The sequence below is a fragment of the Pelolinea submarina genome, assembly GCF_003966975.1.
Taxonomy (GTDB): Bacteria; Chloroflexota; Anaerolineae; order Anaerolineales; family Anaerolineaceae; genus Pelolinea; species Pelolinea submarina.
The window spans coordinates 3,504,973-3,519,887 of record NZ_AP018437.1 but is presented as its reverse complement, the minus strand read 5'-3'; the positions used below and the strand labels follow the sequence as shown (position 1 = coordinate 3,519,887).

Genomic DNA, 14,915 nt, shown 5'->3' with positions numbered 1-14,915 from the left:
CGAATCTAAAAAATTAAAATGTCCCGGAAAAAAATCGGGACATTCATATCAAGCGGATTTACAAATTTTGGAATTAGAAAATTCAACTGGCAGACAACATTATCCCGGCTGCCCTGCGCCCCAGCTCCACTGCGTAATTGGTGCCGCGATCCCAGGGATAAACCTGGCTCATGCTTGCGAAGTATAGATTGGAAATGGGGGTTTGAATGGCAGGAAGCTTTTCCGAATGATTCACGCCCGGAACGGGTTGGGCGTAAGGCGCGCGGAACAACCAACTTTTCTGCAGCCAGTCTGTTTGAAAATCAGGATTGATACGCTTCAAGCTGGGCAGGAAGCGCGCGACCATTTCTTCCTTGGTGAGCGAAAAATACTCGTGTGAATTTTCCAGGTAATCACCGCAGTAGATCAGGTGTTCTCCGTTGTAGTGTTCGGGTGCCAGAAAATTGGTATGCTCTACCAAAGCCAGGAAAGGGAAACCGGAGGACTTGGGCAGGTTGAACCAGTAATAGCCCTTCTTGGAAAGGGGCTTCTTGATAGACAGGATCAAAACCACTGCGCCGATATTTTTCAGGCTGGTGAGCTTTTGTTTATAGACCTCATCCAAACTGGGGGTTAATTTGGCCAGCAGGAATGGCGGGACGGTAGCCAATACCTGATCGAATATCGCTTTGCCGTTTTCCAGGCTCAATTCAATTTGGCCGTTTTCCAGCGGCTGAATGCCGCGAATACCGGTGTTGAAAGAAAAACGTACGCCTTTTTGAGAAAGGATTTCCGCGAATTGGTCCAGAAAAGCCTGAAATCCGCCATTGAAAGTTCCCAACTTGGGAGTGCGCGCCTTGAAGCGCGCCCAAAACCAGGCCATATTGACATCCTGGTAATGCGAGCTGAATTTGCCCACCAGCATGGGTTCCAGCATGGTGGAATAAACCTTTTCACCGTAATACTTTTTCATCCATTCGTGCGCGGTATATTTTTCCAGCGGCTGCCATTTAGCCAGGTAGCGCAAAAAGACCGTCACAAATCCGAAGCGCATCTTCCCGAAGAAAGACAACCCCGGGAATTTAAGTGCAGCAATGGGGGTATCAAACGGGTAGAAGTCACCGTCGTAATACATAACGGTAGTGGGTTGGTGAAACTCCACTTTATCGCTCAAGCCAAGCTCATTGATTAACGAGAGAATCGCATGGTCGCTTTGGAACCAGTGATGGTAGAACTTTTCCAGTTCCCAATCCCATTCAGGTTCTTTGAAACCGGCGGCCAATCCGCCCGGACGGCTTTCTTGTTCAAAGACGGTGACTTGATGCCCGGCTTGGACCAGGTCATATGCGGCGGCCAGTCCACCCGCGCCTGCACCGATGACAGCAATGTTTTTCATACTTCCCTATCCTTCCTTTTCCGCTCTGGCGGTTTCCAGCTCCTTGCTCCAATTCAATCCTTCGCGCGCGAAGAAGTAAGCACCCAGTAATGTCACCGGCAGCCACAAGGCCGCGTGCAAAACCAGCGTGTAGCCGGCTGCCAATGATTTGTCAATACCGTAAGCGCTCATCAACGCGATGCCGGGCGCATCGAAGGTACCGATGTAACCAGGGGCCGAAGGCAAAGTGGTGGACAGGTTCAAGATACCGTTCATCAACATCAGGCCAAAGAAACTGACCTGCATGGGAAAAGCGCGCATTACTACCCAATAAACACTGGTTTCCAGCAGCCAGATAACCACTGAGGTTCCTAGAACAATCGACAGGCTTTTCCAGGAATTCAATGCTTCAATACCTGTGATAAAGCGCAGCCCGATGTTGAGGATCTTTTCATGCCATTTTTGCGGGAAGATTTTGGCTACCCAGCGGATAAATGTTTCGGTTTTATGCGGAAATTTCGCGGCCAGCAGGAAGAACAACAGCGCGCCGATGAAAGCTACGGAGCCCCAAAGCGCCAGTGCGCGAATGCTGCCGACAAAACCCGAAGAATCGGTTAATTTGTTTAGTTCAGTCAGGTTGAAAAAAATGAATCCCAGCATAACAACCCCGTCAATAATGCGTTCCACAATGATGCTTGCCAGGGATGCGGAGATGGAGATATCGTAGCGGTGCTTGAGCACAATCGAGCGCAGCAGCTCGCCGGCACGGGCTGGGAAAATATTGTTGCCCATATAGCCGATGGCAACTACCGGAAATACCTCGTTAGTTTTCAGGTGTTTGATGGGCCGCAGCAGATAATTCCAGCGCAGGGAGCGGAACCAGACCGAAGTGAAGTAAATGGGCACCACGGCCAAGAGCCACGTCATGTTTGCGGATTTCACTGCAGAAAAGACCTGGTCGAATTGGAGGCCGCGTAATGCCAGGTAAAGAAACAGTGCACTTACCAGAAGACTGACCCAAAAATACCATCGTTTCATAATTAAATACCCTCATGAGTTGGCTCGTGTCGATAAGTCATTTTATGAATAGCGCTGTATATTCCGATGCAAATTATAAAAAATGGACAGACGAAAAATTAGCTGTCCATTTTTTCTTTACTGCTGCTCTTGGGCTTTTCCGCCTCGTGTTTGGTGCTGTCCGCTGCCTCGGCTTTTTCTTTTTCTTCTTTTTTAGCTCTGCTTGGAAAATTGGCACCTGAACTGGAGCGGTGATCGGTGGAATAAAAACCGGAACCTTTATAGATAACACCTACCGGCGTGTAGACCTTATGCAAGCTATCTTTGCCGCATTCAGGGCAGCGTTTCAGCGGTTTATCTGAAAATTTCTGCTGTTGTTCAAATTGAAAATCACATTCGTCACAGTGATATACGTACACTGGCATAGTAGCAACCTCGGCAACCATTATATATTGAAATACTTTTCGAGGTCATGATTATAAGTCAAATATGCTTAACTTGCGTAAGAATTATATAAAAACAACACGGTAATTGTATAATCAGGAAAAAGTTCACAGGAGTTGAAAATGTCCGAAGCGCGTACTGTAAGAGCACCCCGTGGGACTCAATTGACGTGTAAATCCTGGCTGATTGAGGCCCCTTACAGAATGATTCAAAATAACCTTGACCCGGAAGTAGCCCAGCGCCCTGAAGATTTGGTTGTGTATGGCGGCCGCGGCCAGGCTGCCCGCAACTGGGATTGCTTTGATGCTATCCTAAAATCGCTGCGGGAATTGGAAGAAGATGAGACCTTACTGGTTCAATCCGGTAAACCGGTTGGTATTTTTAAGACCCACAAAGATGCTCCCAAGGTACTGATTGCCAATTCCAACCTGGTGCCTCATTGGGCCACTCAGGAGCATTTTGACAAACTGGTGGCGGATGGCCTGATGATGTTCGGCCAGATGACCGCCGGGTCATGGATCTATATTGGCGCGCAGGGCATCCTGCAAGGGACCTATGAAACATTGGCGTCCCTGGCAGTCCAACGCGGCTGGGGTTCGCTGAAAGGCAAGTTTGTGCTGACCGCCGGTTTAGGCGGCATGGGCAGCGCCCAGGCCCTGGCCATCACCATGAACGAAGGCGCCGGCCTGATTGTGGAAGTCGACCCGGAACAAGCCAAGTGGCGCAAAGAGATCGGCTACTTGGACACCATCGCGGGCGACATTGAAGAAGCGCTCAGCTTGGTGCTGGAAGCCAAAGAAAAGCAGATTCCGCGCTCGGTCGGCCTGGTGGGAAACGCCGCCGAGGTTTACTCGGCCCTGCTGTCCAGCGGTGTCATCCCCGATGTGGTCACCGACCAAACTCCCGCCCATGATTTCCTTATGTACGTTCCGACCGGCCTGAGCATTGCAGCGGCCGACGAGCTGCGCAAGCGCGACCCAAAGGAATATACCCGCCGATCGGTCGATTCCATGACGGAACACGTCAAAGCTATGCTGGAGTTCCAGAAGCGCGGCGCGGAAGTTTTTGATTACGGCAACAACATTCGCCAGCGTGCTTTTGACAACGGCCTCGAAAATGCCTTTGATTTCCCCGGTTTTGTTCCGGCCTATATTCGTCCGTTGTTCTGCGAAGGCAAAGGCCCCTTCCGTTGGGTGGCATTATCGGGCGACCCGGAAGATATCTACCGCACCGATGAAGCTATCATGGAATTGTTCCCCGAAGACGAACATCTGCATCGCTGGTTGAAGATGGCCAAGGAGCAGGTGGCGTTCCAAGGCTTGCCCTCGCGCATTTGCTGGCTGGGTTATGGCGAACGCGCCCGCGCCGGTCTGAAGTTCAACGAGATGGTTGCCAGTGGTGTGCTGAAAGCCCCCATCGTAATCGGCCGCGATCACCTGGATTCCGGTTCGGTGGCTTCACCTAATCGTGAAACGGAAGGCATGCGCGATGGTACGGACGCGGTCAGCGACTGGCCGATCCTCAATGCGCTCATCAACGCCGTCGGCGGCGCTACCTGGATATCTTTCCATCACGGCGGTGGTGTGGGAATCGGTTTCAGCCAGCACGCCGGTATGGTGGTGGTGGCTGATGGTACGCCCGAAGCCGCGGCGCGCCTGGAGCGGGTGCTTACCACCGACCCGGGCATGGGCATCCTTCGTCACGCGGACGCCGGTTACCCGGAGGCCATTGCAGCGGCCAAACGCAACGGCATCAAGATTCCCATGATGAAATAGAACAAACTTATTGAATTTGTCGAAGCATATAGGGCGCTATTCTATGAGCGCCCTATTTTTATACTATCTACGTCATCCTGGCTGAGATTCTTCGCCTGCGGCTCAGAATGACAGATTTACAAAGAGCCCCAAATTAAATAAAAAAAACCGCAAGCTGAGCATGTCGAAGCCTACGGTTTTCTCGGGTCAGGTTCGAATTTAGGGCAGTGTGTTGTTGGCTGCCCAGTCCCCGCCCAGCGTGACGCGGATGTCAGCGCCAGCGGTCGGGTCGTAAGAGTTCCAGATATTCGCGGAAGCTACACCCATCAGGGTGGACAGGAAATTGACCGTATACGGTTTACCGTCGAAGATTTCAATCTTGGTGGCGGGAGTGTAATCCACATCGGCCACTTGAATAACGCTAATGCCCTGGCTGGTCAGATAATCGGAGGTACGGGTACCCAGGCTGCTGTCACCGCTGCCGTTCCAGATGACAACGCCGGCGGCTTCATCTTTGACTAATGAGGAACCACTGCTGGCTACTGCCATGGGTGACATTGTTCCGCCCCCGGCGAATACCTCGTCGCGCAGCGCACGGATCTTATCTGGTATGGGTTTCAGAATAGCCTCACCGTCCGGTGAGGTGGCTTGAATGACCATTTCGTAATTAATCACAGCACGTGAAATGTTATCCGAGTTTAATGATAAAGCCAGAACACCCAGCTTTACCGCGTCATCAACATTCATATTGGTGGAAATTCCGGATGATAAATCCTGGTAAATTGCCGGGATTTTCGAAATGAAGGTCGGCAGGTCCTGATATTTCAAGATTCTCTTGCGGAAAGCTAGAATCAACTGCTGCTGCCGGCGAGCGCGATCGACATCGCCGCCGGAAGTGTGGCGTTCGCGAGCGTAAGCCAGAGCTAATGCGCCATCCAGAACGTATTTCTGGCCGGCAACCAGGGTTTGTTCTTCACCGCCTCCGAATTTTTCAACGACAACATCTTGATCGGGGATGAGTTCAACACCGCCAACTTCGTCAATAATGTCTATCACGGTGTAGAAGTCCATCACAACATAGTAAGTGATCGGAACGCCGATAAACTGCTCCACGGTCTGGCGGGCCAGCTCAGGGCCGCCGCCGGGCAGGCTGTAGGATTCGCCGTCAAAATAAGCCTCATTGATACGGCCGTAATCGAACCCGGGTATGTTGACCCACAGGTCGCGCGGCAGAGACATCATGGCTGCGGTTTTATTAACCGGGTCAATGGTTAACAGCATCATGGTATCGCTGTGCGGTGTTTGACCGGCGCGCCAGTCGTTATAGTCGAGACCCAGCAGCAAAATCGTCACGCGGCTGGATCCATCCCAGGGTTCCGGTGTGGAAACCGCTGCCGATTGACTCATGCCTGATGAAGGTGACTCTGCAGTTCCGTTATTATTGAGCAGGTTCTCGAGCACCGGAGCACCGGGCAAGTCGAGAATGGTCATGGTTGAAGTTAGATTGCGTACGGAATTAAATGCGACTACCCCTGTGACAAGGGCCAGGACCACGAACAAGGAAAAGAATATCTTGGTCAGGCTATCCATGGCTTTGAATTTAAGAGATATGCGTTTAAAAAAGTTTTTCATGGGACAGATAATATCCTTTTAAAATAATCAACAAATAGGTTTGTTGCAAGAAAAGGACCAATTAGATTGGCTAAGATTGAGGTCTGGGCGGTGGGATGGGTAAATCTTCATTCTTGGTGTCTACCCACTTGTCGCCTTCGTCAATCAGCATAACAGGGATATCCTCAACAATAGGATACTTCCTGCCGCAGTCCTGGCAGATCAACCAGGTATTTTTATATGTTTCAAGCCGCCCCTCTTTTTCCCGAACGCAAGCCGGGCAACGTAAAATGTCCAGTAAATCCTTGCTGACCATTTAATCTCCTTTCAGATACACAAACAATATTGGATTTTACCACTACGAGATTAGTTGATTATCATTCATCTTTGCTGTTCGCGGGAATACCCTCGGTGCCCGGCCCGTATTCATAGACTGCGCGCCAGGGTTCGTAATGCGTGTCGAAGGAATCCTGGAACATCAACGCATCGCCCAGGTAAACAGAGCGATCCACTCGTATGTCTGCCCCGTCCGCTTCCCACTCCACTTGTTCAATTTCGCCGGAGGATAATTCGGGATTTTCCCGGTAAAGAGGTTTCTCCGGTTTCTCGACGTCAGTCGGTCCGGTGGTTTGCCAATTGACCGTACGCCCGTCCCAGGTGGAATAAAACTTCCAGGTAATGCGGCTTGCGGATGGATCAACATAAGTTTCCATCAGTAGCCAGTAAGGCGTGTCATTCTCGAATTTCAAATCGATGATGGGCACGTACACAGTGGCGTCCAACCCGGCCAGGTCATTGTCGCGTTTGTTTCCGGCTGTTTTTTCATAATAGGAAACCCGGTATGCGTGCGGATGTCTTTCAGTAATGGGGAACCCGCTGAAGAATGCGGTCCGGAATAGGGTGGTGCTCACCTGGCAAACCCCGCCGCCTACACCCTCGATGGTCTGGCCGTTGTAGATAATCAACGCCTCGGCATAACCATTATCCAGCGTGATCTCATCCATGACCTCGGCCATTGAGAAAGTACTGTTTGGCGGAACTAATAACCCGTGGAATTGAGCTGCGGCGGTCTGGATGTTTTGAACACGGGCGCTGCTGGATCCGTAAAAATAAGAACTCTCACTGTGGACCAATTCAGTGATGCCCAGGTCGGCAGTTTGCGCGGAGTCACTAACCTGCGGCTGCTGGATGGCAATTGAAACTGGGGCGCTGGTCTGTCCTTGCGCCAGCGCGGATTGGACGTTTGCGGCGGTGGATGCAAAATCAAGCTGCCGGCCGGTCACACCCGGAGTCAATAAATCTAATTGACGGGTCTCGTCGTTAAAAATAAAACGCGGGTTTTTGGTCTTAATATCCACCTGGCTGGACAGGTTGGAAAGATAAGCATCCAGATAATCCTCTTTCAATTGCGGTACCATTCTGGTTTGGCCGTCCTCCTGCTGTGTCTCGAAGGTTAGCATCGGCGCCAGGTCTTCCGGCAAAATCTTCCATTCGGTAGCCGGCTCGGTTGGGCTGGCGGCTAAAACCAGGCTGAAAGGTTGATCCAGGATTTTTTGGGCCATGTTGGCGTAGGGGCTGGCATCCATGATCTGGGGTTGGGTCTGTGTCACGGTGAGAATAACCTTTTCCAGATTCAATTGTTCCACCTGTGCTGCGATTTGATCCAGGCTGGCCGCGATATCCAGTTGTTGCCCGTTTTGCCCCAATTGGGATACCACCTGGGTTCCCTGAAGGCTCAACTGCGCTTCAATAGCGGGATGGTCGTATAGTTGGCCGATTTGCTGGAGATATCGAACCGCAGTGGGCTGGTCAAAAACGATGGTGGGGGTCAAGTTGTTGGCTGAAGAGCTGTTATTCATGCGGTAGACCAGCCATGAACCGAAGGCGCCTTTTCGGCCAAAATTGTAAGCCTCCTGGACGGAAGCGGATATTTCCAGGCGGATCCCCAATTGTTCAGGCTCGACCTCGATCGGATTGCTGCCGTACCATAAATGGATTTTTCCATCCGGAGTTAATTTAAAGTTACTCGAAAGATAGAAAGCGGCTTGTTCCTGGTTCAACCCGCCAACGTTTACATCGGCAATATGAATACCGGGGAAGATGCGTCCGGCATACCAGACCTGATAAACACCGATTACGGTGAAAGCAATCGTGAGAAAAAGTACCATCCCGAGCAGTAAAACAGTGATGGTTTTAACCAGCAATTGCCAGAAAGAAAACGATTGGGAAGAGGATGAGGAGCTCATGTCGGAAAAATTATAGCATCACAAGTGCTATATATAAGGAAAAGTAATTAATTGTCTTACAAACCTTAAAATATCCGTTTTTGATTTTTTGCTGCCTTGACATATATGCGCACAAGCCTTAGAATATTGGAACAGTACAGAGTTACTTCAAAGCATTTGCCCCATAAGCAAATCATTTACAACCGAAGAGCTGAAGTGTGCCGGAGAGGCCTAAGCGAACAAAAGAGCCGGTGTTTGCCATGAAAGTCGGAGAACATCGGATTTTTTTCCGCGAAAACCCTTGACATGAACAAGGGTTGTGATAAAATCTGCCTCTCGATGTTTACGGGACTTTAACAACTGAAGAGTGAAAGGAAGATTACCTGACGTTCTATTGAGTAATACACTTTTTCGTAAACAACACCAGTTATGGTGTTAGTTTTTGCGGAGAGTTTGATCCTGGCTCAGGATGAACGCTGGCGGCGTGCTTAATACATGCAAGTCGAACGAGGAACTTTTGTCTTCGGATGGAGGTTTCCTAGTGGCGAACGGGTGAGTAACGCGTTGGTGACCTGCCTCGAAGTGGGGGATAACAGTTCGAAAGGACTGCTAATACCCCATGGTATCTATAGGGTTAGAGACCTGTTGATTAAAGGAGTAATCCGCTTCGAGAGGGGCCTGCGTCCCATCAGCTTGTTGGTAGGGTAAAAGCCTACCAAGGCTATGACGGGTAGGGGACCTGAGAGGGTGGCCCCCCACAATGGCACTGAAACACGGGCCATACACCTACGGGTGGCAGCAGTAGGGAATATTGGACAATGGGCGAAAGCCTGATCCAGCAACGCCGCGTGCGCGATGACGGCCTTCGGGTTGTAAAGCGCTTTTAGAGGAGATGAGAAAGGACAGTATCCTCTGAATAAGCCTCGGCGAACTACGTGCCAGCAGCCGCGGTAAAACGTAGGAGGCTAGCGTTATCCGGATTTATTGGGCGTAAAGCGCGTGCAGGCGGTCTAGTTAGTTGGATGTGAAAGCTCCTGGCTTAACTGGGAGAGGTCGTTCAATACTGCTAGACTAGAGAATGGGAGAGGGAGGTGGAATTCCGGGTGTAGTGGTGAAATGCGTAGATATCCGGAGGAACACCAGTGGCGAAAGCGGCCTCCTAGACCACTTCTGACGCTAAGACGCGAAAGCTAGGGTAGCAAACGGGATTAGAGACCCCGGTAGTCCTAGCCGTAAACGATGTGGACTTGGCGTTGGCGGAGTTAAATCTGCCAGTGCCGAAGCTAACGCGATAAGTCCACCGCCTGGGGACTACGACCGCAAGGTTAAAACTCAAAGGAATTGACGGGGACCCGCACAAGCAGCGGAGCGTGTGGTTTAATTCGATGCTACACGAAGAACCTTACCAAGGTTTGACATGTAAGTGGTAGTGATCTGAAAAGTGAACGACCCTTCGGGGAGCTTACACAGGTGCTGCATGGCTGTCGTCAGCTCGTGTCGTGAGATGTTCGGTTAAGTCCGCTAACGAGCGCAACCCTCACTGTGTGTTACATGTGTCACACGGGACTGCCGGTTTTAAGCCGGAGGAAGGCGAGGATGACGTCAAGTCAGCATGGCCTTTATATCTTGGGCTACACACACGCTACAATGGTCTGTACAATAGGTTGCCAAGCCGCGAGGCGGAGCCAATCCTAAAAGCAGGCCTCAGTTCAGATTGCAGGCTGCAACCCGCCTGCATGAAGATGGAGTTGCTAGTAACCGCAGGTCAGCTATACTGCGGTGAATACGTTCCCGGGTCTTGTACACACCGCCCGTCACGTCATGGAAGCTGGCAACACCTGAAGCCGGTATCCTAACCGCAAGGAGGGAGCCGTCGAGGGTGGGGTCGGTGACTGGGACGAAGTCGTAACAAGGTAGGTGTACCGGAAGGTGCGCCTGGATCACCTCCTTTCTAGAGAAACCGATTGACTGCTTTCGGGCAGTCGGTCTACCGCCTCCAATCTTAACCGAAGAAGAGGCAAACGATAGAATGTCGGACTTCCTTTCACTCCTGAGTTGTTGAGGTGCCATAAGGGCCTTTAGCTCAGCTGGTTAGAGCGCGCCTCTGATAAGGGCGAGGTCTCAGGTTCGAGTCCTGAAAGGCCCACCTCAAGATTTGACTTGGGGATGTAGCTCAGCTGGGAGAGCGCTGCCTTTGCAAGGCAGAAGTCAGGGGTTCGAGTCCCCTCATCTCCATCAAGATGAATAGGAGCGTTTTTGGTCGAATTAGGTAACGCAATATTATAAGAATACACAAGACACACCGTAGGATGATATTAATAGCCCGGCGGTTTGTCGGGCTGATTTGTCTAAAAATGAAAATTAACATGGGAAAGGTTTGAGTGCGCTGAGTGCTCCGAAAGAAATTTCGAAACAGTGAGCGCGGGCAAACCGCGACAGCAGCAATGCTGTAGGACCTTAAAAAGTGAATAGTATGTAAGCCAAATTTATTAAAGCTAATAGATTTCAATTAATAAGATGAAGTGAAAACGACAAAGAATGTCGATTTCTCCGCATCACGTTGAAGCTACTAAGAGCTTACGGTGGATGCCTTGGCGCTAAGTGCCGATGAAGGACGTGGGTCACTGCGATAAGCCTCGATGAGCCGTGAACAGGCTTTGAGTCGGGGATTTCCGAATGGGGAAACCCGCTGTTGCGAACCAACAGCGTCCTCAGCTGAATATATAGGCTGAAGGACGGGCACCTGGGGAACTGAAACATCTAAGTACCCAGAGGAAAAGAAATTATTCCCAAAGTAGTGGCGAGCGAAATGGGAGAAGCCCAAACCGTTACAGCTTGCTGTGACGGGGTTGTAGGATCTGGCATATGGGAGTTACAAAGTAAATCGCTAGCAGAATGGTATGGAAAAGCCTACCAAAGAGGGTGAGAGTCCCGTACGCGAAAGTGATTTACCTCCCGCTAGACACCTGAGTACTGCCGGGCACGCTAATCCGGCAGGAATCTGGGGAGTCCACTCCCCAAGGCTAAACACACTTAGCGACCGATAGTGAACTAGTACCGTGAGGGAAAGGTGAAAAGCACCCCGACGAGGGGAGTGAAATAGAACCTGAAACCGTAAGCTTACAAACAGTCGAAGGGCTAATGGCGGGTCGGTGTTCCGGTGAAAGCCGGCGCGCGCCGCTATGCCTGACGGCGTGCCTTTTGGAGAATGAGCCTGCGAGTTAATCTTTGTGGCAAGGTTAAGGGAGTTACACCCGGAGCCGTAGCGAAAGCGAGTCTGAACAGGGCGTTCAGTCGCAAGGATTAGACCCGAAACCAGGTGAGCTACCCATGGCCAGGGTGAAACGAGTTTAAACGCTTGTGGAGGCCCGAACCTACTAATGTTGCAAAATTAGGGGATGAGCTGTGGGTAGAGGTGATATGCCAAACGAACTTGGAGATAGCTGGTTCTCCCCGAAATAGCTTTAGGGCTAGCGCAATGCGTTCAATGCCGGAGGTAGAGCACTGAATGGGCAAGGGGGCTTATAGCTTACCGACCCCAATCAAACTCCGAATGCCGGTATTCAAGAGCATTGTAGTCGGACTACGTGAGATGAGTTTCGTAGTCGAGAGGGAAACAGCCCAGATCATCAGCTAAGGTCCCTAAATTCAAGCTAAGTGGGAAACGATGTGGGGTTACTGCAACAACCAGGAGGTTTGCTCAGAAGCAGCCATCCTTTAAAGAGTGCGTAACAGCTCACTGGTCAAGTGATCCTGCGCGGAAAATCCAACGGGGCTAAGCTTGGTACCGAAGCTATGGGTTCCAGATTATTCTGGAGCGGTAGGGGAGCGTTCTGTTTGCTGTGAAGGTTGACTGTAAAGACAATTGGAGCGGGCAGAAGTGAGAATGCAGGCATGAGTAGCGTAAAACGTGTGAGAATCACGTTCGCCGTAAGTCTAAGGTTTCCGACGCCAGGTTGTTCCGCGTCGGGTTAGTCGGGTCCTTAGCCGAGGCCGAGAGGCGTAGGCGATGGATAATCGGTCAACATTCCGATACCACTTTGAAGGAGCGATGGGGGGACGCAGCGAGGTAGGCCAGCCTGCGATTGGTTGTGCAGGTGCACCTTACGTCAGACGATGAGGTCTGTAGGAAAATCCGCAGACTGAGTTGAGGTATGGTGGCGGTCCTTTAAGGCATAAGTGAGTTGAGCCTTGCTGCCAAGAAAAGCCTCTAAGCGATGATTTCAGAGTGCCCGTACCGCAAACCGACACTGGTAGACGAGTAGAGTATACTAAGGCGATCGGGAGAACCTTCGTTAAGGAATTAGGCAAATTAACCCCGTAACTTCGGGATAAGGGGTGCCTTTTGACGTGAAAGTTTTACTTGAGCGTTGAGAGGTCGCAGTGAACAGGCTCTAGTGACTGGTTAACAAAACCACAGGTCTCTGCTAAACCGTAAGGTGATGTATAGGGGCTGACACCTGCCCAGTGCCGGAAGGTTAAAAGGAGGGGTTAGCGTAAGCGAAGCTCTGAATTGAAGCCCCGGTGAACGGCGGCCGTAACTATAACGGTCCTAAGGTAGCGAAATTCCTTGTCGGGCAAGTTCCGACCCGCACGAATGGTGTAACAACTGGAGCACTGTCTCAACGAGGGACCCGGTGAAATTGAAATAGCTGTGAAGATGCGGCTTACCCGCAGCTGGACAAAAAGACCCCGTGGAGCTTTACTGCAGCTTGGCATTGAGTTTGGGCATGTTTTGTGTAGTATAGGTGGGAGACTATGAAGCTGGGGCGCTAGCCTCGGTGGAGTCATCAGTGAAATACCACCCTGAACATGTTTAGACCCTAACCCTGTACCGTTATCCGGACAGGGGACCGTGCCAGGTGGGCAGTTTGACTGGGGCGGTCGCCTCCAAAAAGGTAACGGAGGCGCCCAAAGGTTCCCTCAGGTTGAATGGAAACCAACCGTAGAGTGTAAAGGCACAAGGGAGCTTGACTGCAAGACCAACGCGTCGAGCAGAGACGAAAGTCGGGCTTAGTGATCCCACGACTCTGAGTGGAAAGGTCGTGGCTTATCGGATAAAAGCTACCCCGGGGATAACAGGCTGGTGAAGTCCAAGAGTTCACATCGACGACTTCGCTCGGCACCTCGATGTCGGCTCATCGCATCCTGGGGCTGGACAAGGTCCCAAGGGTCGGGCTGTTCGCCCGTTAAAGCGGTACGCGAGCTGGGTTCAGACCGTCGTGAGACAGGTCGGTCTCTATCCGCTGTGGGCGTAAGGGATTTGAGAGGAGCTGCCCCTAGTACGAGAGGACCGGGGTGGACAGACCTCTGGTGTGCCAGTTGTCGTGCCAACGGCATTGCTGGGTAGCTAACGTCTGGCAGAGATAACCGCTGAAAGCATCTAAGTGGGAAACTCGCCTCAAGATTAGATCCCTGTTCTCATAAGAGAGTAAGATCGCAGGAAGACTACCTGCTTGATAGGCGACATGTGTAAGTGCAGCAATGCATTAAGCTAAGTCGTACTAATGATCGAGCGCTTCTTATACGTGGTGCGGAGAACTCGATTTTCTTTGTCATAATCTTATATACTATTCACGGTCAAAATAAAGTCTCTAGGTGATTGGAGCGATGGTGGTACACCCGGTTACATCTCGAACCCGGAAGTTAAGGCCGTCAGCGCCGATGGTACTTGGGGGGCGACCCCCCGGGAGAGTAGGTCATTGCCTAGAGACTTTTTTTGTTTAACTATTCACTCTTTATCCCCCTTTTTATATCAACATACAATTCATCTTCAGATTTCAGCCTGAATAAGGTTATTTTCCTTTTAAATAGTTGTTCCTGGCTGAAAACGGCGGCGTTCGGAATCAACGTCCCGAAACCGGGATGCGCACGGACATGTAAGTCACCGGGCCTGGTGGAGGATCAATTAGTACTGTTTACCCAGGCGGTGGGATATCCGCTTGATTGAAGAGATAATATGAATTGAAGAAATAAAAATAGCCCCGTGAATTTCATGGGGCTATTTTGTAATCCGGTTGAGGTCTAGTTCAAGCAGGATTGAACAAAACTGACGGGCACATCCATGCGCAGGGCGGTTTCCTCTATTGAAAGGCCGCTCTCCATGAATCTTTTGACAACCGTAACCAGACTCTCGCCCACTTCGATGATGTGTTTATCCAAATCGTAAAAGCGCACTACCCGCTGGCCCCAGGCATGTTCCAGCAAAGGATGGACGTATTCAATATCGTTTCTTTGGGACAGCTTTGCGGCAAAGCGCTCGATGTCGTCTTCTTCAAAATACAATTCGCAAACGTTGTTCTTGAAAGTCAAGTCATGATCCTGTTTATGAATGAAGTCCCTCCACGTATCCAGAGTTTGCAGTCCGAATCCGCCTGTCAATGTGACGTTCGCCCCAAAGTCGGTGGTGGCGTCCAAACCAAGCACTTCTTTGTAAAACTGCCTGGCTTTCTGCATATCTTTGACCACAATCAGGGTGGATGTATATTTCATCTTCCAATTACCAATTCG

The 14,915-nt window shown here is 50.8% G+C and carries 8 protein-coding genes, 2 tRNA genes and 3 rRNA genes; 6 read left to right on the top strand and 7 right to left on the bottom strand.

All coding sequences use genetic code 11. The features are described 5' to 3' along the window. Nucleotides 1-82: 82 nt before the first annotated feature. From Pelsub_RS15590 to Pelsub_RS15580, 3 genes are all read right to left on the bottom strand, one after another. Nucleotides 83-1,375 carry an NAD(P)/FAD-dependent oxidoreductase gene (locus Pelsub_RS15590; protein WP_116226208.1) on the bottom strand — a complete coding sequence of 431 codons (1,293 nt, stop codon included), beginning with the start codon at nt 1,373-1,375 and terminating at the stop codon, nt 83-85. Between the two features lie 6 nt (nt 1,376-1,381). Next, entirely contained in the window at nt 1,382-2,392 is a 1,011-nt protein-coding gene (locus tag Pelsub_RS15585; RefSeq protein WP_116226207.1) for a lysylphosphatidylglycerol synthase transmembrane domain-containing protein, read from the bottom strand. A 98-nt stretch (nt 2,393-2,490) separates the two neighbouring features. After that, nucleotides 2,491-2,817 carry an FmdB family zinc ribbon protein gene (locus Pelsub_RS15580; protein ID WP_232528605.1) on the bottom strand — a complete coding sequence of 109 codons (327 nt, stop codon included), beginning with the start codon at nt 2,815-2,817 and terminating at the stop codon, nt 2,491-2,493. A gap of 120 nt (nt 2,818-2,937) precedes the next feature. Between Pelsub_RS15580 and hutU the strand changes: the two genes are divergently transcribed. Further along, entirely contained in the window at nt 2,938-4,590 is a 1,653-nt protein-coding gene (gene hutU / locus Pelsub_RS15575; protein ID WP_116226205.1) for a urocanate hydratase, read from the top strand. A gap of 198 nt (nt 4,591-4,788) precedes the next feature. On the opposite strand, the gene Pelsub_RS15570 is transcribed toward hutU, so the two are convergent. From Pelsub_RS15570 to Pelsub_RS15560, 3 genes are all read right to left on the bottom strand, one after another. After that, a complete protein-coding gene (locus Pelsub_RS15570) occupies nt 4,789-6,201 on the bottom strand; it encodes an LCP family protein (RefSeq protein WP_116226204.1) in 1,413 nt (470 codons plus the stop codon). 70 nt (nt 6,202-6,271) lie between these two features. After that, nucleotides 6,272-6,496, bottom strand: coding sequence for a Trm112 family protein (locus Pelsub_RS15565; RefSeq protein ID WP_116226203.1), 225 nt, complete (start codon nt 6,494-6,496; stop codon nt 6,272-6,274). 61 nt (nt 6,497-6,557) lie between these two features. Further along, a complete protein-coding gene (locus tag Pelsub_RS15560; RefSeq protein ID WP_116226202.1) occupies nt 6,558-8,426 on the bottom strand; it encodes a VanW family protein in 1,869 nt (622 codons plus the stop codon). A 420-nt stretch (nt 8,427-8,846) separates the two neighbouring features. Here Pelsub_RS15560 and Pelsub_RS15555 point away from each other — a divergent pair. From Pelsub_RS15555 to rrf, 5 genes are all read left to right on the top strand, one after another. Beyond that, nucleotides 8,847-10,356: ribosomal RNA gene (locus Pelsub_RS15555) — 16S ribosomal RNA — on the top strand. Between the two features lie 121 nt (nt 10,357-10,477). Then, a tRNA-Ile gene (locus tag Pelsub_RS15550) sits at nt 10,478-10,551 on the top strand. Between the two features lie 16 nt (nt 10,552-10,567). After that, nucleotides 10,568-10,640 (top strand) — tRNA-Ala (locus tag Pelsub_RS15545). 324 nt (nt 10,641-10,964) lie between these two features. Continuing rightward, nucleotides 10,965-13,932: ribosomal RNA gene (locus tag Pelsub_RS15540) — 23S ribosomal RNA — on the top strand. 67 nt (nt 13,933-13,999) lie between these two features. After that, nucleotides 14,000-14,116 (top strand): 5S ribosomal RNA (rrf, locus tag Pelsub_RS15535). The 16S, 23S and 5S rRNA genes sit together here with 2 tRNA genes alongside, the layout of an rRNA operon. Before the next feature lie 313 nt (nt 14,117-14,429). Here rrf and Pelsub_RS15530 read toward each other — a convergent pair. Continuing rightward, complete coding sequence (locus Pelsub_RS15530) at nt 14,430-14,897, bottom strand: VOC family protein (RefSeq protein ID WP_116226201.1); 468 nt, start codon at nt 14,895-14,897, stop codon at nt 14,430-14,432. Nucleotides 14,898-14,915 lie beyond the last annotated feature (18 nt).